This window comes from Moraxella sp. 179-F 1C4 NHS, from assembly GCF_045370505.1.
GTDB lineage: Bacteria > Pseudomonadota > Gammaproteobacteria > Pseudomonadales > Moraxellaceae > Faucicola > Faucicola tetraodonis.
Window position 1 is genome coordinate 1 of the sequence record NZ_JBIQEC010000002.1, and the last position, 20331, is coordinate 20331.

Genomic DNA, 20331 nt, shown 5'->3' on the forward strand with positions numbered 1-20331 from the left:
TGGCGACTTGATGATATCGATAAGCTATTCTTCTACTTTATGTGGATTTGTGGTAGTTTTTAATTTCTTTTACTATAAATGACAACTTTTGCACTTTCACCCACTGCCGTAGCAATGCAACAACCAGCTGCAGAGCCGTATGTTAAAGATCCTGTGTTACTCAAAAAAGCCGCCAAAGCCAGTTTTATTGGTAACTTTGTCGAGTGGTTTGATTACGCATCGTATGGCTATTTTGCCACTGTCATCGCTAGCGTATTTTTTGCTAAAACCGATCCAACCGTCGCATTGATGTCAACTTATGCAATTTTTGCGTTATCTTTTATTGTCCGTCCGTTTGGAGGTATTTTTTGGGGACATATTGGCGATAAATACGGTCGAAAAGCGGCTTTATCTTGGTCGATTTTGATTATGTCGGGTGCTACCTTCTTAATCGGATTGTTGCCAAGCTATGCCACCGTTGGTATCTTAGCGCCTGTGTTGTTGTTATTGTTACGCATGATTCAAGGTTTTTCAGCCTCAGGAGAGTATGCAGGGGCATCAGCATTTATGGCAGAGTATGCGCCGCCCGACAAAAAAGGGTTTTATACCAGTATCGTACCTGCCAGTACATCGGCAGGTCTATTACTGGGCTCACTGATTGCGGCAGCTATGACCGCCTTTATGGATGCTGACTTTGTACAAACTTGGGGCTGGCGTATTCCGTTTTTATTGGCTGCACCACTGGGTCTAGTGGGTCGATATATGCGCTTGAATCTTGAAAAAACCCCGGCTTTTAAGGCTTTTGAAGAAAGCACCATTGAAAAACCGGTGCCAATCAAAAATTTGTTTGCCAACCATAAAAAAACCTTGTGCATTGCGTTTATGTTATGTAGTTTGAATGCGGTGGCTTTTTACTTAATCCTAAGCTATATGCCGACTTATTTATCGACCCAAATGCACATCAATGAAACGCAGTCGCTGCTAGCTGCCTCTATTTCATTAGTCGCTTATATCGGTATGATTTTCACCATGGGTAAACTGTCAGACAAATACGGTCGGAAAACCATGCTGATCATCGCATCTGTGTTGTTTATCGCGTTGACAGTGCCGTTGTTTCATATGCTAAGCCTGGGTGGGTTTTTAACCATTGTGTTGATTCAACTGGTGTTCTCGCTGTTATTATCCGTCAATGACGGTACACTACCGGCATTTTTAAGTGAGATTTTCCCAGTCGAGGTGCGTTATTCAGGTTTTGCTTTCACCTTTAACTCAGCCAATGCCCTACTTGGTGGCACAACCCCCTTGATGGCAACTTGGTTAATGAGTAAAACAGGCAGTCAAATCGCGCCAGCTTGGTTATTGGTGATAGCAAGCGTAATTGCGCTGGCAGCAACGGTGATGTATAAAAAATCCGATAGTGTGTCTATTTTAGAAAAACGTTAGAAAAATAATCGATTAACCACGGTTATCAATAACCCCATCAAGTTTATTTAAGTTTTTTCCCAAAGTGGTTTTAGCCAACCTTGTTTGCTAGAATCACTTTTTTTATCCCCCATTTTTTAGGAATTGCCAGTGACTCGTAAACCCGCTTTCGCTACCAACCAATCCCCTAACACGCGCAATCATGCGACGATGGGTGGCTTGCAAGTCATTGTGGCGGCTATCTGTTGGGGCACGCTGGGTATCTTTACCACCTATCTACATCAACTGGGTTTTGATAGTGTGCAAATTGCCATTTTAAGAGTGGTGACCGCTGCTATGATGCTACTGATATTATTGCCATCGTTGTGGACGTCTATTAGGCGGTTATCGGTCGGCGAGATATTACAGTTGAGTTTGCAATCGTTGATTGGTGTGTTAGGCATGACGGTTTGCTATTTTATCGCGGTCAATTTTGTGGGGGCGGGCATTGCGGTATCGCTACTATATACGGCGCCGATTTTTAGTTTGGTACTGGCATTTTTTTTATTAAAAGAACCGATAACAAAAAAATCATTTACCTTAGCTTGCATCGCGGTATTGGGCGTGGCACTGACAACGCTCAGTGAGAACTTTACATTGAGTTGGGGGATTGTGTTTGGTCTATTGTCTGGGGTGTGCTATTCACTGTATGGCATTTTAGGCAAAAAAGCCTTACACAAACACTATCCGCCGACCTTGGTGTTTTTTAGCTCAGTGGTGATTAGTGCCATGGCTTTATTATTTCTACCGATGACCTATCAAACCTATGCCAAAGCATTCAGCATGCCTGTCATCACTTGGTTGTGGGTGATGGGGCTCAGCCTAGTGGGTACCGTGATTCCGTTTTTCTTGTATATGTCAGCCTTACATAAACTCCCTGCGACCAAAGCCTCGGTATTCACCGTGTTTGAGCCGTTTACCGCGATTGTATTGTCGATCGTATTACTGCACCAATCGCTTAATGGCATGCAGTACTCAGGGATGATATTAATCCTTTTAGCCACCCTCCTAAACTCTATTAAACTGCCCTTGCAGCGGCATCGGCAACTGACAGAAGTCGATACTCAAGTCTAATAACAGCCCAAACCGTGTAAACATCCCTGATTTGGGCTTCAGCATGTTGGTATCAATGTTATATCCATATTGGTATCAAAGCTCACTGCACCAATGTGGCACAGCCCTTGCATTCTATAAAACCATATATTTTTCATATAGTTAGATAGATATGGCTTGGCACTCAGTCCTTACTTTAGCTTTTGACGCCCAACATGCGGGTGAGCATGCGCGCACCAATTTGGTACAACGCCACCACCAAGGCGCCTTGCGGGTACAAAAAGCCTTGTATCCTGAAAGCGGTGAACAGCAAGGTATTTGTCATGTCATCATGCTGTATCCGCCTGCTGGCATCGCCTTAGGCGATAAACTCGATATTGACATTGGCGTAAAACATCACGCCCACGCTGTGATTACCACGCCCGGGGCAAATAAATGGTACGGCAATTTACCAAGTTACACCGCTAACAAGCAAACCGATGATAGCCCATCAGCCAAAAAAAACCAAGAAACCAAAAAAAACCAAGAAACCAAAAAAAACCAAGAAACCAAAAAAAACCAAGAAACTCAAGAAAATTCAAATGGTTATGCTGCGCAAAATGTCACGGTTTATCTGCAAGATGACAGCCGTTTTGAATGGCTACCGCAAGAAAACTGTTTTTATAACGCAAGTTTTGCCCATGCTACCAATCAGTTTTTTATCAGCCCAGCTGCCAGTATTATCGCTTGGGAAATTAACCTGTTAGGGCGAGAGCATCATGGCGAGCGCTATAGTGCAGGCGAGATGCGGTTATCAAACCTATTTTGGCGCGTGGATGAGCAGCCCAAATTGCTGCTTGCTGATACCTTACATCACTGTGCCGAACGCGATTGGTTTGGCTCACCCGTGGGTCTAAATAATCACAGTGTCTTTGCCAGCTTATGGGTTGTGCCAAGTGTTGATGCGCAAAAACAGCTGATTGACTGGGTCAAGCAATTACGATTATTTATCGACCACCACCATTTGCCTGTCTCTTGCACCCAAACAGGGGAGGTGATGATTATTCGCTATTTAGGGGATGACGTTCGCCAATGTTTTGACAGTTTTGGTGCAGTTCGTGGTGAAATTCGCACTTTAATGTGGCAACAAGTCAGTCATTTGCCCCGAATTTGGGCAACTTAGTGGCAGTGAAGGTCTAATTTTTAACACTAAAAAATAATTGGAGTAACCCATGCATTTAACCCCCGCCGAAAAAGATAAATTACTTATTTTTACCGCAGGATTGGTTGCCGAACGCCGCAAACAACGTGGCTTAAAACTTAACTATCCAGAAGCAATAGCCTATATCAGTATGTTGGTACTCGAAGGGGCAAGAGAGGGCAAAACAGTGGCACAGTTGATGGGCGAAGGCACCACGTGGCTTAGGGTTGAGGATGTGATGGATGGCATCGCTGAGATGATTGACGATGTGCAAGTGGAAGCAACCTTTCCAGATGGTACCAAACTGGTGACCATTCACCAACCGATTGTGTAATTTAAACAGTATAAGGGGTAAACCATGAAAGTTGGCGAATATAAGCTAAAAGACCAAGCCATTATCCTGAATGAAGGGCGCGCCGTCCAAACTATTTTGGTCAAAAACACCGGCGACAGACCGATTCAAATCGGCTCTCACTACCATTTTGCCGAAGCCAATGACGCACTGGCGTTTGACCGTGACAAGGCGCTCGGGTTTCGCTTAAATATCTTATCGGGTACGGCAGTGCGCTTTGAGCCCGGGCAAGCGCGGACAGTTGAACTGGTCGAGTTTGGTGGCAACAAGGCGATTTTTGGGTTTGCTGGGCGGGTGATGGGGCAAGCCACCGCATCTGTGGATACCGCAAGTTTGCCAAAATCACAAAAATCCGTACCTCGCCAAATGTATGCCGAGCATTTTGGCTTAACCGTGGGGGATAAACTGCGTCTTGCTGATACCGAGCTGTGGCTCGAAGTGGAAAAAGACTTTACCAGCTATGGTGAAGAGGTCAAATTTGGTGGTGGCAAAGTGATTCGTGATGGCATGGGGCAAGGGCAGCGCCCATTTGCTGAGGTGGCTGATACCGTGATTACCAACGCGCTTATTTTGGATTATACCGGGATTTATAAAGCCGATGTGGCAATAAAAGACAGCCGAATTTGGGCGATTGGCAAGGCGGGCAACCCCGATGTTCAATCCAATGTCACCATCGCCATTGGCGCAAGCACCGAGATTATTGCAGGTGAAGGCAAAATTTTGACCGCGGGCGGGATTGACACCCATATTCACTTTATCGCGCCACAGCAAGCGGAGGTTGCCTTGATGTCTGGGGTAACCACCATGATTGGCGGTGGTTCAGGGCCTGCCCAAGGCACGCTTGCCACCACATGCACCAACGGCAAATACCATATCGAAACCATGCTCAAAGCCCTTGATGATATGCCCATGAACATTGGGCTACTAGGCAAAGGCAATGTCAGCTTGCCGCAGCCGATTGTCGAGCAAATCGAAGCAGGCGTGGTCGGGCTAAAACTGCATGAAGACTGGGGCACCACGCCGCAAGCGATTGATAACTGCTTGAGCGTTGCCGAAGAGTATGATGTGCAAGTGGCGATTCATACCGATACGCTCAACGAAAGTGGCTATCTAGAAAGCACGCTAAACGCCTTTAAAGATCGCTGTATTCACACCTTTCACACCGAAGGCGCAGGCGGCGGGCACGCCCCTGATATTTTGCGGGCGATTGGCGAGCCGCATGTGTTGCCGTCTTCGACCAACCCCACACGTCCGTTTACTATCAACACCATTGATGAGCATCTCGACATGCTGATGGTGTGTCACCATTTGAGCCCTGCGATTGCCGAAGATATTGCCTTTGCTGAGAGCCGTATCCGCCAAGAAACCATCGCCGCTGAAGATATTTTGCACGATTTGGGGGCAATCTCGATGATGAGTAGCGACTCGCAAGCGATGGGACGGGTGGGCGAGGTGATTATCCGCACTTGGCAAACGGCGGATAAAATGAAACGCCAACGCGGATTTTTAGCACCCGATACAGTGAGCCAAAATGCGTTTAACATTCAGCTTCATGACATCGACCCAGTGACCGAAGATACAGTGACAGAAAATGACAATTTTCGCATCAAACGCTATATCGCCAAATATACCATTAATCCTGCCATTACCCACGGTATTGCCGAGGAAGTCGGTTCGGTGGAAGTCGGTAAATGGGCGGATTTGGTGCTATGGTCGCCCAAATTCTTTGGGGTCAAACCTGACACGATTTTAAAAGGTGGTAGCATCGCCGCTTACCCGATGGGCGATATCAATGCCTCCATCCCAACCCCGCAGCCGGTGCATTATCGTCCGATGTTCGCAAGCCTTGGCAAAGCCATCCACCAAACCAGTATCACCTTTGTATCCAAAATCGCCTTTGACAACAATATCCAACACAAGCTCGGCTTGCAAAAAGTGATTCGCCCTGTGCAGGGTATTCGTAACATTCGCAAAAAAGATATGCGGTTAAATAGCTATTGCCCTGAGATGTCGATCAACCCAGAAACCTATGAAGTGCGGGCGGATGGTCAGCTTCTCACTTGTGAGCCGTCGGCCGTACTACCAATGGCACAGCGGTATTTCTTATTTTAAATGGGATTTTAGCTATGAATGCCAATGTGATGGCTAGAACCGAACAATCTCATCTACTCTGTGATGAATGTGACAGTGAGTTTTTTAACAATGTATCGCCAATGAAAAATCTTTGCCCAAACTAATCGCATTTACTGTATGGGCTTAACAACTGTGAACATCAATTTAAAGAGGGTCGCTGTCAAAAATGCGGTTGTCATGGGCAAACTTCTAAGTAGGTAGAAAATTTAATAAAGGATAATAATGAAAATTTATAATCAGCGGGTGCAACTGTTAACTCACCAACAGCAAGCCGATTTGGTCAACCAACAAGCAAACGGGCAGTTTTTGCAGCTCGATTTTGACACACGCCAGCGGTCACGCTTTCGAGCAACCCTGCAAAATGGTGAAGCGGTCGGTATCGACCTGCCACGCACAGGTACGCTCAAAGATGGTGATGTGGTACAAAACGAGTCAGGCGACATCATACAAATTTTTGCCAAACCGCAAACCCTCACCAAAGTCACCGCCGACAATCCTTTTGAACTGATGCGCGGGGCGTACCATTTGGGCAATCGTCATGTACCACTGATGCTCGTTGAGCAGGGTCAAGCGCAGCATGCCTTATACTTTGAGCCCGATTATGTGCTTGCCGATATGCTGGTGAAATTAGGCTTGACGGTGAGCGAAGTGGCGCACGCTTTTGAACCCGAAACAGGGGCGTATGGGCATGGCGGGCATTCACATGGGCATGATAATCGGTTAAGCCATGCCGACACGCAAAGCACAATCGTCGGCGATTTAACCAAAGCCACGTTTTTTTTATGAAAACGATGACAACAACATCGCACCTCACACAGACGACACCGCCACAACAATTGCTTAAGCTGATGATGCTGGCGTCGAGCAATTTGCCGATTGGTAGTTATACCTATTCCCAAGGCGTGGAGTCTGCCATTGAGCAAGGCTTTATTCATGATGAAGCCAGTAGTTTGGCGTTTTTGCAGGCGTATCAACAAGAGGTCTTACTCAATTTTGAATTGCCGCTGATGGCAAGTATGATGCACTTGTCAGCGCAAACAACTCACGATAGCTTGGTGGATAGTTTAGCCAATTTTTATGGGGCAAGCCGTGATAGCCATGAGTTTTTATTAGAGAGTCAACAATTGGCACAGGCATTTTGTGCCTGGCTCGATGGTGTGCTCGACCTTGCGATGCCACAAGATTGGATAGCGCAAGGCTATTTACCCTTATTCGCTCGCTTGGCATACTTTTGGCAACTGCCGATAGCCGATAGCCTGACGACCTATGCGTTTGCTCAAATGGAAAATCTGACCTTGGCGATTGTCAAAACCTTACCGCTGGGACAAATGGCAGGTCAACGAATTATTTGGCAATTGGGGCAAGCGATGGATGAACCGATTGCCAAGCTTTGTCAAACGCAAGCCAGCAAAGTCAAAACGGCATTGACAGCCATTCAGCATCCGCAAACGGTTATGGCTAAGCTAAAAGACATTGCGCCACAATTTTTACAGGCACAGCAGCATGCCCAAACATTACTGATTTTAATCAACCACTTGCAACTATCAGCGTCTGTACCGTCGTTGGCAGAATTATCCTGTCATCATGAACAACAATATAGTCGTCTGTTTCGTTCCTAAAACCCCTGTCTTTAATATCATTCACAAGGAAACTCCATGACTGGCTTTACCCAAAAAACCCCAACCCAAGAGCCTCGCTTATCCCCGTTACGCCTTGGCATTGGCGGGCCTGTTGGCTCTGGCAAAACCGCTTTGACCTTGAGTCTGTGTCGCCGTCTCAAAGATGTGTACAACATGGCGGTGATTACCAACGATATTTATACCAAAGAAGATTCGGAGTTTTTGACCCGCCACGATGCCATGCCCGCTGAGCGGATTATTGGCGTGGAAACGGGCGGCTGTCCGCACACAGCGATTCGTGAAGATGCGTCGATTAATCTTAATGCCGTAGCTACCTTGCAAAATCGCTTTGACGGTCTTGAGCTGATTATCATTGAGTCGGGCGGTGATAACTTGGCGGCGACCTTTAGCCCAGAGTTGTCGGATTTGACCATTTATGTGATTGATGTGAGTGCAGGCGACAAAATCCCCCGCAAAGGTGGACCCGGGATTACCAAATCAGATTTACTGATTATCAATAAAACCGACCTTGCGCCACTCGTGGGCGCGGATTTGTCGATTATGGACAAAGACGCCAAAAAAATGCGCGGCGATAAGCCGTTTGTGTTTAGCAACATGAAAACTCAAGACGGTTTGGATGACATTATCAAATTTATCCAACAACAAGGCATGCTAAGAGCGCTAGAGATTCCGTCACAGCCTGTCCAACATTTGCCAAGCTCAAGCGAAAATATGTAAAAAATGCGATAAAATCAAGGAGACATAATGAAAACTTTAACCCAAAAAACGACCCAAAAAACGGCGTTGGCAACTGCGCTTTTTAGTCTTTCAAGTGTGGCAGTGGCGCATGTCGGTCATGGTTTACCCCATCATGCAAGTGCAAGTTCGGTAGATTTAATGGCTGCCGTCACCGCAGGACTTATGCACCCAATTTCAGGTCTTGACCACGTGGTGCTTGCAGTTGGCATGGGCATGGTGTTTGCGCGTCACAAAAAACTGGGTCTAGGCTTATTGGTGACAAGCTTACTGTCAGGCTTTGCTTTGGTGCAACTATCTCATGTGGCGATTGGCTCATCGATTATTGAAGGTGCGATTTTGCTATCGGTGGTGTTGACAGCGATCGCAGTTTTGGCGCAGCGCACCAAGATAGCACAAGCGAATCAAAAAAGCTTTTCGCTCATGATGGCGATCAGCTTATTTGGTTTGACACTATTTCATGGTATGGCGCATGCCGTGGAGATGCCAGTCAGTAGCGTGAGTCAAGGGTTTGGCTTAGGCATGATAACCGCGATGTCCGCCTTGTTTGCTGTGGGTGCAGGGGTGATGAATTGGGTAAAAGCACAAGCCCATGCGCATCCCAAGCTGTCTTGGCTACCTTCAATCATGGCGGCATTGGGCATGGCACTGGTCTTGGCTAACTAGCGATTAAATAGGGATTAACAACATTTTTGATAAAAAGTGCAAGCTGTCTGGCTTGCACTTTTTTTATGCAACAAATTGGGTACTGTCATAAAGACATTGGCGATAAAGCGTTATTTAGCGACAATTAATGCTAGGTCAATGCCATAGGAATGCTAGAGCAATGCCATAGGAACGCTAGATGAATGGTAATAGTGCAAAAAACCATTCCAGTTCATCAGATTGGTGAAATCGCTAAGGTCGCCAAAGTTTGCCCATTTTTTACCTAGTAGCAGCATTCATCCAATAGGCGATTGTTTGAGATAAATTTTTTTAATCTTATCAACTTAAAATTTTGATTTAATTGATAAAATTTTCAAAAATAGCTTTTAATATGCAGATTGGCACACTAATTGAATTGTCATTATAGTCAGTTAAGACAACCAGCAACCGATAGCCAAAGCCTATCCGTTACGCTCTACCTTAAAACGGCAATCCATCTATTTTAGGAGTGACACATGTTAGACAAAAAAACCACCGAGCTAACCACGACTGAGCGTCAATTAAGCCGTCGTGCATTTGGCAGATCCTTGGTTGCCCTAGCGGTAACGGGCAGTATGATGTTGACAGGTTGTTCAAAACCGCAATCATCAAGTGATGCCAAACCAGCCAGTGGCACGTCAACCACTGCTGCCACCGGTAGTGCACCTGCCCCTAGCAATGGTGATACCATCAAAGTGGGTATCTTGCATTCACTCTCAGGCACCATGGCAATTTCTGAAACATCGCTCAAAGACACCGCATTGATGGCGATTGATGAAATCAATGCCAAAGGTGGGGTGATGGGCAAAAAACTTGAGCCTGTGGTTGTCGACCCTGCCTCAGACTGGCCATTGTTCGCCGAAAAAACGCGCCAACTGCTGACACAAGACAAAGTCGCGGTTATCTTTGGTTGCTGGACATCGGTTTCTCGTAAATCCGTGTTGCCTGTGGTTGAAGAATTAAACGGCTTATTATTCTACCCTGTGCAGTATGAAGGACAAGAGCAGTCCAAAAATATCTTTTATACTGGCGCCGCGCCAAACCAACAAGCCATTCCTGCGGTTGAATACTTGATGTCACCAGAAGGCGGCGGTGCCAAACGCTTTGTGCTATTGGGTACTGACTATGTGTACCCCCGTACCACCAATAAGATTTTACGGGCGTTCTTAAAGTCTAAAGGCGTGGCAGATAGCGACATTATGGAAGAATATACCCCATTTGGCTTTAACAACTACCAAACCATCGTGGGTAATATCAAAAAATTCTCAGCAGGTAAAAAGACCGCAGTTATCTCCACCATCAATGGTGACTCGAACGTCCCCTTCTACCGTGAGCTTGGTAACCAAGGCATCAAAGCGGCGGATATTCCTGTGATGGCGTTCTCTGTGGGCGAAGAAGAACTTCGCGGTATCGACACCACCCCATTAGTTGGACACTTGGCAGCATGGAACTACTTTGAATCGGTCAAAAACCCTGTAAACATCAAGTTTGTGAATGCTTACAAAAAATACGCCATTGACCACAAACTGCCAAATGCCGATAAAGTAGTGACCAATGACCCAATGGAAGCCACCTATGTGGGTATCAATATGTGGAAACAAGCGGTTGAAAAAGCGGGCTCCACCGACGTGGATAAAGTCCGTGCTGCCATGGCAGGTCAAAGCTTTGCCGCGCCATCAGGCTACACGCTAACCATGGATGCCGAAAATCACCACTTACACAAACCTGTGATGATTGGGCAAATCCGTGCCGATGGTCAGTTTGACGTGGTTTACAAAACCAAAGATGCCATTAAAGCTGAACCTTGGAGTCCTTATATCCCCAAATAAGTATTCCGAAATAAGTATGACGAAATAAGCCTTTCCAATAAGCTTGAATGAAGTTAACACTCGATGTTGTGACAGCCATACCGCGCATCAATACCCCAGCTGGTATGGCTTATTTTTTTGCCAAAATTTTACGATTTCACCTTTTATTGATTTAAACATTGATTGATTTAAACATGGATCCGTCACCCCACCAAACAGATGGACTAATCATAAAGACTAATCATACAAACTAAGGAGCGACCATCATGCTCAATGGTAATCATTCTCTCGGGCAGTTTTTGCAAAAAAGTAAAAAAATTGTGCTCGGCATGTCGCTAGCGACCACGATGGGCATTGCGTTGCCAAGCGTGAGTAATGCACAGGCAAGTACCGCTTCGGCAACTACGATAACCAGTACAGTAACCACAGCAGCCCCAACTACCGCAGCCACAAGCACGGCAGCCAGCGCAGGCGATGATATTCAAAAATTCGTAGCCGCCGATTTTGCGGGGCGTCAAGCCATGCTCAACAACTGGACAGGCACCAGTCAATCCTATGACAAACTGGTCGAGCTGATTAACAAAGACGAGCTGTACCGTGATGATGCCGGCAATGTCTATACTTTAGAAAATACCGACCAACTCTACCGCTATCCTGCGCATACTTTGGTAAGTAATTGGCCAAGCGACCTAAACCAAGTCACACTCAATAACGCGCTGCGTTCGGCGTTGACCTTAGGGCAAACCAAAGCCAAACTCAAATCCGACGATGCCAGCGAGCGCCTTAAAGCGGTGGATATCCTAGCCGACAATATCGCCACGCTCGATAAAAAAACCGTTGCCGATATTTATGCCAATGAAAAAGACAGTACGGTAAAAGCAGCATTGGCGCAACTGCAAGCGCGTATGGATTTGCAATCGGGCGATGAGATGAACCAGATTGCGGCATTAAAAACCTTGGCGTCCAGTAACAGCCCCGATGTGTTAGCCGATATCGAAGGGATAGCAAAACAAACCAGCCATTCACCCGAGCTCAAACAAGCCTTACAAACAACCCAAGACAAAGTCAAATCGCGTATCAAAGCCAGTGAGTGGACAGGACACGTGTTTTCTGGCTTCAGCACCGCGAGTATTTTGTTGTTGGCGGCGTTGGGACTTGCCATTACTTACGGTCTATTGGGTGTCATTAACATGGCGCATGGTGAGCTCATTATGATTGGTGCCTATACCACCTATGTGGTGCAAAGTTTTTTTAAGAGCCATTTGGCAGGCTATGTCGATTGGTACATGCTTGCGGCGATTCCGCTGGCGTTTTTGGTGAGCGCAGTCATTGGCATGATTATCGAGCGGGTGGTGATACGTCCGCTATATGGCAGACAGCTAGAAACCTTGCTTGCCACGTTTGGGGTGAGTTTGATTCTGATGCAGTTAGTTCGCATGATTTTTGGGGCACAAAACGTCGAAGTCTCCAATATTTCATGGCTAAGCGGTGCTGTCGCCTTGACCCCAAGCTTGATGCTGCCATACAACCGTATTGCCATTATCGGTTTTACTATTATCGTATTATTATTACTGGTGTTTTTACTCAAATACACCCGTTTTGGTCTATTTGTACGTGCCGTGACCCAAAACCGGCAAATGGCGCGCGCGGTGGGTATCCGCTCGGCGCGTGTCGATATGATGGCGTTTGGGCTTGGCTCTGGCTTGGCAGGTTTGGCAGGCTGTGCTTTGGCGCAAGTGGGCAACGTCGGTCCTGATTTGGGGCAAAACTACATCATCGATGCTTTCTTGGTGGTGGTGGTCGGCGGTGTCGGTCAAATTTGGGGGGCAGTACTGGCAGCCTTGGGTCTAGGCGTGAGTGGCACCGTGCTTGAGATTGGCATGGGTGCGGTGATTGCCAAAATCATTTTGTTGGTGCTGGTGGTGCTATTTATCCAAAAACGCCCACAAGGTCTGTTTGCCCTGAAAGGTCGCTTTGTCGAGTAATCATTGGAGAGTGAAAGAATGCGTATTTTACAATTATTTGCAGATAAACCAGTGAGTCGCTTGGCAATTATGGGCTGTTTTGCGGTGTTGATGGTATTGCCTTGGTTGCACTTGCTACCTGCCGATTCGGCGCTGCATTTATCCGCTTATTGGGTCACGTTGATTGGCAAAATCATGTGTCTGGCGATGGTTGCTTTGGCACTGGATTTGGTATGGGGCTATGCGGGGATTTTGAGCCTTGGGCATGGCTTGTACTTTGCCCTTGGTGGATATGCGATGGGTATGTATTTGATGCGTCAAGCATCAGGCAACAGCTTGCCGGAGTTTATGCGGTTTTTGAGCTGGGATAAAATGCCTTGGTTTTGGGCAGGCACGGACAACTTTGCTTGGGCGGCGATATTGGTGGTGTTGGTGCCGGCATTGGTGGCTTTTATATTTGGGTTTTTTGCCTTTCGCTCAAAAATCAAAGACGTGTATTTCTCGATTATCACCCAAGCCATGGTGTTTGCCGCATCACTCTTATTTTTCCGTAACGAAACTGGGTTTGGCGGTAACAACGGTTTTACCGGGTTTAAAACCATCTTGGGCATGGACATCGCTGCTCCCATGACGCGCACCTTGCTATGTTTTGCCACAGCATTGGTGCTGATGCTTGCCTACCTTGGCCTACGTTATTTGATGCACAAGCCGTATGGCCGCGTACTGGGCGCCGTACGTGATAGCGAAAACCGTTTGCAATACCTGGGCTACCGTACCCTATGGTACAAGCTATCTGCGTGGGTGTTATCGGCGATTATCGCAGGGATTGCTGGCGCGTTGTATGTGCCACAAGTGGGCATTATCAATCCCAGTGAGATGAACCCTGTCAACTCGATTGAAATGGCGGTCTGGGTCGCCACAGGTGGACGCGGCACACTGATTGGGGCGATATTGGGCGCAGGTGTGGTCAATGCGGTGAAAACTTACTTTACCGTGGCATATCCCGAAGCTTGGCTATTGATTTTGGGCGGGTTGTTTGTGGTCGTCACCTTGTTTTTACCCAAAGGCATTATTGGTCTATTGGACAAAATCACGCATGGCAAAAAAACGGTCGAGCCAAGCGTAAAAAATATGGAAACAAACCAAGAAACAAACATAGAAGCAAAAAAAGAATCTTAGGCGGAAGGGGCTTTAGGGTCGGCAGCGGCGTTAGGCTGACCGCCTGCAACCCAGTAGTTATTTTGATTATACCCGATGACTAATACCCCATAAATACCCCATTAATAACACATCAAAGAGTCTGTTATGAATACAAACGATAATAATATTAATGACTTTGCTGAGAGCAACTACGGAAGGCTAAAGTCACAAGAAGCGGATTTTAGCAAAGGTATTGCCCTATATATGGAAGATGTCAGTGTGTGGTTTGATAAATTTCGCGCCTTAAACAACTTATCTTTGTACATCAAAGAAGGCGAGCTGCGTTGTATTATCGGACCTAACGGTGCGGGTAAAACCACGCTGATGGACGTGATTACCGGTAAAACTCGCCCCACGGAAGGGTCAGTGTATTTTGGACAAACCCACAATCTTGCCAGCATGACCACCGAGCAAATTGCCGAAGCTGGCATTGGGCGAAAATTTCAAAAACCCACGGTGTTTGAAAATTTTACCGTCATGGAAAACCTACTGCTTGCCGCACCCAAAGACAAGCGAGTCAAAAAAAGCCTGTTTAGCAAGCTTAACCCGGATGCCCAAAATGCCCTTGACCAGACTTTAGCGACGATTCGCTTGGGTGAGTTTGTCAATAAACCTGCAGGATTGTTGTCGCACGGGCAAAAACAATGGCTGGAGATTGGGATGCTATTGATGCAGCGTCCTAAGCTGATTTTGCTCGATGAGCCAGTGGCAGGCATGACCGATGCCGAAACTGAACGCACCGCCGAGCTATGTTTGGAGCTCAAAAAAGACCATACCTTGGTGGTGGTTGAACATGACATGAGCTTTATTGACACCATCAGTGAGCAAGTGACGGTATTGGCGCAAGGCGCAATTTTGGCAGAAGGCACGCTTGCTGAAGTACAAGCCAACGACGATGTCATCGAAAAATATCTAGGGCGATAGGGGATAGCGATGTTAGAAGTAAACACAATCAATCAATATTATGGCGGCAGTCATATTCTGCGCGATGTCAGTTTGACCGCGCCTGTGGGTGAGTGTTCTGTGGTACTCGGTCGCAATGGCGTGGGTAAAACCACACTGTTAAAGTGTCTGATGGGGGTTTTACCGATTAAATCGGGTCAAATTTTGCTCGATGGCAAAGACATCAGCAAATTGTCGCCTGAAAACCGCGTGCGCGCAGGCATGGCGTATGTGCCACAAGGGCGAGATATTTTTTCAACCTTAACCGTAGAAGAAAATATCTTGATTGGCATGGCAAAGTTTAAAGGCAGCAAAGCCAAAAAAGTCCCGAGCCATTTGTATGAGATTTTTCCTGTGCTCGATGAAATGAGCCAACGTCGGGGCGGTGACTTGTCAGGCGGTCAACAACAACAACTAGCGATAGCCAGAGCGCTGGCATCTGAGCCACGGGTGCTGATTTTGGACGAGCCGACCGAAGGAATTCAGCCATCGATTATCAAAGATATCGGGCGGGTGATTCGTCGCTTGGCTGACCAAGGCGATATGGCGATTATTTTGGTCGAGCAGTTTTATGACTTTGCCGAAGAACTTGCCGATAACTATACGGTTATGGCACGGGGGCAAGTCATTGCCCAAGGCATGGGCGGTGATATGCCAGAAAAAGGCATCAGGGAGCTAGTGGCGATTTAGTAAATAGCCAACGATACGTGAGTTAGCTTTTAGCCAGATGACAGTCATCTGGCTAAAAATTTGCTGATAAAAATTGATTGATTAAAGAGTGTGATTACGCTGCATTAACCTTCACATGACTTTGGACTAATCATTTTTGAATTAGTCACTTTCGATTAATCACTTTGGACTAGTCATGGCTTCAGGTTTGACCCATTCATCAAATTGGGCGTCAGTCAATAAACCGAGTTCAACGGCAACTTGTTTTAAGGTTTTATTTTCTTTATAAGCAGTTTTGGCAATTTTTGCTGCATTTTCATAGCCAACATGTCGATTGAGCGCGGTGACTAACATCAATGAGTTGTGTAGGAAATAATCAATTTTTTCTGTCACAGGCTCGATACCTACCGCGCAATGATCATTGAAGCTATCACAGGTATCGGCAAGTAAGCGAATCGATTGCAGCAGGTTGTAGCCAATGACTGGCATAAACACATTGAGTTCAAAATTACCCGACGCCCCCGCCATATTGATGGTGACATCGTTACCCATCACTTGCGCGACGACCATCGTCATGGCTTCAGACTGGGTCGGATTGACTTTACCTGGCATGATGGATGAGCCTGGCTCATTTTCAGGGATTTTAAGCTCACCAATCCCACATCTAGGACCTGAAGCCAACCAGCGCACATCATTGGCAATTTTATTGAGGCTCGCTGCCAAGGTTTTTAGGGCACCTGAGGCAAAAACTTCAGCGTCTCTGGCCGCTAACGCTTCAAATTTATTGGGCGCGGTGACAAAAGGCACACCGGTTAATGCAGCTAGGGTTTGCGCGACCTGCTCGGCATAGTCAGGATGCGCATTGAGTCCTGTACCGACTGCCGTACCGCCTAAAGGCAGTTCATACAGACCTTGTAGCGCGGCATCCAGACGAATGAGCGCATGATCTAACTGACTGACATAGCCGCTAAACTCTTGTCCTAGCGTCAAAGGGGTGGCATCTTGCAGATGGGTGCGTCCGATTTTTACAATGCCAGCAAACTGCTCAGATTTGCTTGCTAAGGTGTCACGCAGTTTTTGCACCGCCGGGATAAGCAGATAGACAATCTGACGCGCCGCCGCTACCCGAATCGCGGTGGGAAAGCTGTCATTGGTAGACTGGGCATGGTTGACATCGTCATTGGGATGAATTGGCTGATAACGACCTTTGCCTTGACCGGCAAGTTCATTGGCGCGGTTGGCAATCACTTCATTCATATTCATGTTTGACTGGGTGCCAGAGCCTGTCTGCCAAACCACCAAAGGAAATTGGTCACGCAGTGCCCCGTTGATGATTTCATCGGCGGCCTGCACGATAAGGTCACGTTTGTCATCACTAATACGCCCTAATTTGGCATTGGTGATGGCGGCGGCTTTTTTGACCAGTGCCATGGCTTCAATCAGCGGCTGTGGCAAGGTTTCGCCACCGATTTTAAAGTTATTGCGGCTACGCTCGGTTTGCGCGCCCCAGTAGGCATCTATAGGGACGTTGACAGCGCCCATGCTGTCTTTTTCGCTGCGAAATTGCTGGGTATCGGTTTGGTTGTCGGTTGTCATTATTGTTCTCTTTTTTAGTGAATTTTTTGATTTTCTCATTATCAAAGTGGCTGGTTATCGCCACTTATGCACCAAAGCACAGGGTAAAGTTTAACAGAGTTATCGACCATAAAAGTTTGACAATATGTGTCGTTTGTTATCTTTGTTAAAGTAAGCGGTAAAATGACGGGTGACAACGAAAGATAGTTAACATTTTATTGCGATATGTTGTTGAGCAATCGTTTACTATGAACGAAATTTTGCCAGCGTCAGTAGATTTTTGGCCTTTCGATACGCTTTGTTTTGCTATCTAACACTGTATAAAACTTACCTAGCAGGTCAGTAATAAAAAAATAATTAAAATAGCCATCGTTATCATTATCATCATTAAGCAATTATCATTAAGTAAATTTGACGGTATGAAAAAATCACAACAACTTCCAGATTTTAGTTCGGTCGGCACGCTATGGCGACCGTTTTTGTTTTTCTTGTTGCCTTTACTGCTGACCAACATCTTGCAATCGCTGTCAGGGACCATTAATACCATTTTTGTTGGGCAGATGCTAGGGGTACAGGCGATTGCCGCTGTATCGGTGTTTGCCCCAGTGCTGTTTTTTTTGATGGCATTTATCATCGGTATTGCTTCAGGTTCATCAATTTTGGTAGGGCAGGCTTGGGGTGCCAAAGAATTGGATTTGGTCAAACGAATTACCGGCAATAGCTTTGCAATTATTTTGATATTAGGGGTAATGATTGCGATTGCAGGTAGCTTGCTCAGTCAATTAATTATTGTGCAGATGGGCGTCCCTGCTGAGATTCAAGGCTTGGCAAACCGTTATGCCAAATTGATGTTGGCAGGAAGTCCGCTACTGTTTTTATTTATCGCTTATACTTCGTTATTGCGCGGGGTTGGCGATTCGGTGACGCCCCTGTTTGCCGTGGGTATTTCTATTGTGATTGGGATTGTGGTGACGCCTGCGCTCATTCAAGGTTGGTTTGGGTTACCCAAGCTAGATATCCAAGCCCCTGCGATTGCGACTTTATTGTCACAGTTGTTGGTATTGCTGTTTTTGTTTTTTTATACCCGTGCCAAAAATCACCCCTTACAAATTGATACTCAATTACTCAAATATATACGCATCCAACCCGACATCGCGCGTAAAGTGGTTCGGTTGGGTTTACCTACCGCGTTTCAGATGGTCACGGGCGCAATATCTGGCTTGGTGATTATTGGGCTGGTCAATGGCTTCGGTACCAATGCCACCGCAGCTTATGGCGCAGTCAACCAAGTGTTGAGCTATGTGCAATTTCCTGCCATGTCGATTGCGATAGCGGCATCAATTTATGCCTCGCAAGCGATTGGCGCAGGTAAAGCGAGTGCCTTAAACTGCGTCACTCGCACTGCCATGGTGACCAATCTTATTATTACTGGGGGGTTGATTGTTTTGGCATATCTTTTTTCCCGTTATTTGATGGCGATGTTTATCACGGTGGAAGGCGTGATTGTGCTGGCGCAGCAGTTATTGCACATTGTGTTATGGAGTTTGCTTTTCTTTAGCAGTGGCATGATTTTTAGTGGCATGATGCGTGCGACGGGCATGGTGTGGCAGCCCATGTTTATCAGTATCGGCACTATCTTATTGGTAGAGATTCCCAGTGCGATTTTACTCAGTCGTCATTTTGGACTGCAGGGCATTTGGTGGGCGTATGTGGCGAACTTTATAGTGATGAGCGTGTTACAAGGCTTGTACTACCAATTTGTTTGGAAGAAAAAAGCGGTCGAGCGATTGGTGTAAGTAGTATTTATTTCAATCTGGCAAAAGTAAGCCATCTAGATACCGACACCGACTATTGTCCAAAACCGCATACGCTAAGCTTAGATAATGATATAACGAGATTTTGCTGTATCATTATCTTGCGGCTGCAGCACTTGACATCCCAACCCCAACCGACCATCATGCCTATCTGACTTACCAGCTTGACGTCATCAAATGCGAGCATCGGTATTATTTGCTTGATTTAACCGCTTGATAAAGCCTTATATTTATTAACGGATTGCCGCAGTCAAGCCAAATTTGATAACTACCAAAAGTGATGGCTAAATGTGTTGACTACCTAATTCGTTAGCTAAGAGGCGCTTTTTTTCCAACCGGGTAAATGATAATTAAACGCCAGCGCGGCAATACGCAGCCCTGTGGTGGTGACGGTACTGATGAACATAATCACCCAAGCGGCAAGCGAGCTGTAAACCGCCAAAATCGCATACACCCAGCCGCCAACCAACGCACACATAGCATACGGACGATGGTCAAAAAACGCGGTGGGCATCTCACCACAGGCAATATCACGCATCACCCCGCCAAATACCCCAGTGATAATCCCCATAATGACTGATACCGCCATCGGCATACCGCTTGCCAGTGAGGCTTGTACCCCAGAGGCGACGAACAAGCCCAACCCTAACGCATCTGCCAATTGAATCGCTGCAGGTGTGATACGAAACGGGCGGCGGCTATTGACTAGCATTACCACAATACAAAGCGCAAACACCAGCCATAACATCAGCTCTTGGGACACCCAAAAAAACGGCCGCCGCTCTAGCAAAATATCACGCAGCGTACCACCCCCATACGCCGATAAGAATCCCAGCACCGCTACCCCAAACATATCCATACGTTTGCGCACGCCTGCCAAGATACCTGACAAGGCAAAAGCAATGGTGCCGATAACTTCTACGGCGATTCTGAGTGATTCACCCCAAGGTGCCAAATCAGTTAGCTGCATAGCATAAAAACCAAACAATCATAAAAAATCACATGATAGCATACCCACCAAAATTACCGCCTACCAAAAACCCAAGGTATTTGCATTATCTATGGCAAGGCAATTGAACTATGGCAATTCAATTGCATACGACAGGTCGATATAGATGGGAGCGCATTATGTCAAGAGCGGT

At 46.5% G+C, this 20331-nt stretch carries 17 protein-coding genes and 1 pseudogene; 16 read left to right on the forward strand and 2 right to left on the reverse strand.

Annotated elements, in window-relative coordinates; genetic code table 11:
- The first annotated feature begins 114 nt into the window (after positions 1–114).
- The 14 genes and pseudogenes from ACH0AB_RS01020 to urtE all read left to right on the forward strand — a co-directional run bounded on the left by ACH0AB_RS01020 (position 115) and on the right by urtE (position 15821).
- Positions 115–1422: an MFS transporter gene (locus ACH0AB_RS01020; protein ID WP_406876830.1), complete on the forward strand. Its 1308-nt coding sequence runs from the start codon at positions 115–117 to the stop codon at positions 1420–1422.
- 129 nt (positions 1423–1551) lie between these two features.
- Positions 1552–2514, forward strand: coding sequence for a DMT family transporter (locus ACH0AB_RS01025; protein ID WP_313100127.1), 963 nt, complete (start codon positions 1552–1554; stop codon positions 2512–2514).
- Between the two features lie 151 nt (positions 2515–2665).
- A complete protein-coding gene (locus ACH0AB_RS01030; protein ID WP_406876832.1) occupies positions 2666–3655 on the forward strand; it encodes an urease accessory protein UreD in 990 nt (329 codons plus the stop codon).
- A 49-nt stretch (positions 3656–3704) separates the two neighbouring features.
- The gene (ureA, locus tag ACH0AB_RS01035) at positions 3705–4007 is read left to right on the forward strand and encodes an urease subunit gamma (RefSeq protein WP_060995978.1); all 303 of its coding nucleotides are present in this window, start codon (positions 3705–3707) and stop codon (positions 4005–4007) included.
- A gap of 24 nt (positions 4008–4031) precedes the next feature.
- Entirely contained in the window at positions 4032–6137 is a 2106-nt protein-coding gene (gene ureC, locus ACH0AB_RS01040) for an urease subunit alpha (RefSeq protein ID WP_406876833.1), read from the forward strand.
- Between the two features lie 243 nt (positions 6138–6380).
- A complete protein-coding gene (gene ureE / locus ACH0AB_RS01045) occupies positions 6381–6944 on the forward strand; it encodes an urease accessory protein UreE (RefSeq protein ID WP_406876834.1) in 564 nt (187 codons plus the stop codon).
- Complete coding sequence (locus tag ACH0AB_RS01050) at positions 6941–7777, forward strand: urease accessory protein UreF (protein ID WP_406876835.1); 837 nt, start codon at positions 6941–6943, stop codon at positions 7775–7777. Before ureE ends, ACH0AB_RS01050 begins: the two co-directional genes overlap by 4 nt.
- Before the next feature lie 36 nt (positions 7778–7813).
- On the forward strand, positions 7814–8515 hold the full coding sequence (gene ureG / locus ACH0AB_RS01055; RefSeq protein WP_051500567.1) for an urease accessory protein UreG: 702 nt from the start codon (positions 7814–7816) through the stop codon (positions 8513–8515).
- 27 nt (positions 8516–8542) lie between these two features.
- The gene (locus tag ACH0AB_RS01060; protein WP_406876836.1) at positions 8543–9199 is read left to right on the forward strand and encodes a HupE/UreJ family protein; all 657 of its coding nucleotides are present in this window, start codon (positions 8543–8545) and stop codon (positions 9197–9199) included.
- A gap of 593 nt (positions 9200–9792) precedes the next feature.
- Positions 9793–11046, forward strand: coding sequence for an urea ABC transporter substrate-binding protein (gene urtA, locus ACH0AB_RS01065; protein WP_060996033.1), 1254 nt, complete (start codon positions 9793–9795; stop codon positions 11044–11046).
- A gap of 326 nt (positions 11047–11372) precedes the next feature.
- Complete coding sequence (gene urtB / locus ACH0AB_RS01070; protein ID WP_406876937.1) at positions 11373–13010, forward strand: urea ABC transporter permease subunit UrtB; 1638 nt, start codon at positions 11373–11375, stop codon at positions 13008–13010.
- A gap of 18 nt (positions 13011–13028) precedes the next feature.
- Positions 13029–14078, forward strand: a pseudogene (urtC, locus tag ACH0AB_RS01075) (urea ABC transporter permease subunit UrtC); the annotation flags it as partial.
- 216 nt (positions 14079–14294) lie between these two features.
- Complete coding sequence (gene urtD / locus ACH0AB_RS01080) at positions 14295–15113, forward strand: urea ABC transporter ATP-binding protein UrtD (protein ID WP_138018347.1); 819 nt, start codon at positions 14295–14297, stop codon at positions 15111–15113.
- A 9-nt stretch (positions 15114–15122) separates the two neighbouring features.
- Positions 15123–15821, forward strand: coding sequence for an urea ABC transporter ATP-binding subunit UrtE (gene urtE, locus ACH0AB_RS01085; protein WP_007116004.1), 699 nt, complete (start codon positions 15123–15125; stop codon positions 15819–15821).
- A gap of 159 nt (positions 15822–15980) precedes the next feature.
- On the opposite strand, the gene fumC is transcribed toward urtE, so the two are convergent.
- Complete coding sequence (gene fumC, locus ACH0AB_RS01090) at positions 15981–17396, reverse strand: class II fumarate hydratase (RefSeq protein WP_406876837.1); 1416 nt, start codon at positions 17394–17396, stop codon at positions 15981–15983.
- A 398-nt stretch (positions 17397–17794) separates the two neighbouring features.
- Here fumC and ACH0AB_RS01095 point away from each other — a divergent pair, with 398 nt between their 5' ends.
- Together ACH0AB_RS01095 and ACH0AB_RS01100 are read left to right on the forward strand one after the other, a co-directional pair.
- A complete protein-coding gene (locus ACH0AB_RS01095) occupies positions 17795–19171 on the forward strand; it encodes an MATE family efflux transporter (protein ID WP_406876838.1) in 1377 nt (458 codons plus the stop codon).
- A gap of 103 nt (positions 19172–19274) precedes the next feature.
- Positions 19275–19406: a hypothetical protein gene (locus ACH0AB_RS01100; protein ID WP_406876839.1), complete on the forward strand. Its 132-nt coding sequence runs from the start codon at positions 19275–19277 to the stop codon at positions 19404–19406.
- Positions 19407–19502: 96 nt separating this feature from the next.
- Here the strand turns inward: ACH0AB_RS01100 and ACH0AB_RS01105 are convergent, their stop codons facing one another.
- Positions 19503–20159, reverse strand: coding sequence for a trimeric intracellular cation channel family protein (locus ACH0AB_RS01105; protein ID WP_062333426.1), 657 nt, complete (start codon positions 20157–20159; stop codon positions 19503–19505).
- Positions 20160–20331 lie beyond the last annotated feature (172 nt).

Bases quoted from the DNA above. Each gene is read 5' to 3' on its own strand.
- ureG (WP_051500567.1), top strand. From the start codon at position 7,814: ATGACTGGCTTTACCCAAAAAACCCCAACCCAAGAGCCTCGCTTATCC.
- ACH0AB_RS01050 (WP_406876835.1), top strand. From the start codon at position 6,941: ATGAAAACGATGACAACAACATCGCACCTCACACAGACGACACCGCCA.
- urtD (WP_138018347.1), top strand. From the start codon at position 14,295: ATGAATACAAACGATAATAATATTAATGACTTTGCTGAGAGCAACTAC.
- urtB (WP_406876937.1), top strand. From the start codon at position 11,373: ATGGGCATTGCGTTGCCAAGCGTGAGTAATGCACAGGCAAGTACCGCT.
- ACH0AB_RS01060 (WP_406876836.1), top strand. From the start codon at position 8,543: ATGAAAACTTTAACCCAAAAAACGACCCAAAAAACGGCGTTGGCAACT.
- ACH0AB_RS01020 (WP_406876830.1), top strand. From the start codon at position 115: ATGCAACAACCAGCTGCAGAGCCGTATGTTAAAGATCCTGTGTTACTC.
- urtE (WP_007116004.1), top strand. From the start codon at position 15,123: ATGTTAGAAGTAAACACAATCAATCAATATTATGGCGGCAGTCATATT.
- ureE (WP_406876834.1), top strand. From the start codon at position 6,381: ATGAAAATTTATAATCAGCGGGTGCAACTGTTAACTCACCAACAGCAA.
- ACH0AB_RS01030 (WP_406876832.1), top strand. From the start codon at position 2,666: ATGGCTTGGCACTCAGTCCTTACTTTAGCTTTTGACGCCCAACATGCG.
- urtA (WP_060996033.1), top strand. From the start codon at position 9,793: ATGATGTTGACAGGTTGTTCAAAACCGCAATCATCAAGTGATGCCAAA.
- fumC (WP_406876837.1), bottom strand. From the start codon at position 17,396: ATGACAACCGACAACCAAACCGATACCCAGCAATTTCGCAGCGAAAAA.
- ACH0AB_RS01105 (WP_062333426.1), bottom strand. From the start codon at position 20,159: ATGCAGCTAACTGATTTGGCACCTTGGGGTGAATCACTCAGAATCGCC.
- ACH0AB_RS01095 (WP_406876838.1), top strand. From the start codon at position 17,795: ATGAAAAAATCACAACAACTTCCAGATTTTAGTTCGGTCGGCACGCTA.
- ureA (WP_060995978.1), top strand. From the start codon at position 3,705: ATGCATTTAACCCCCGCCGAAAAAGATAAATTACTTATTTTTACCGCA.
- ureC (WP_406876833.1), top strand. From the start codon at position 4,032: ATGAAAGTTGGCGAATATAAGCTAAAAGACCAAGCCATTATCCTGAAT.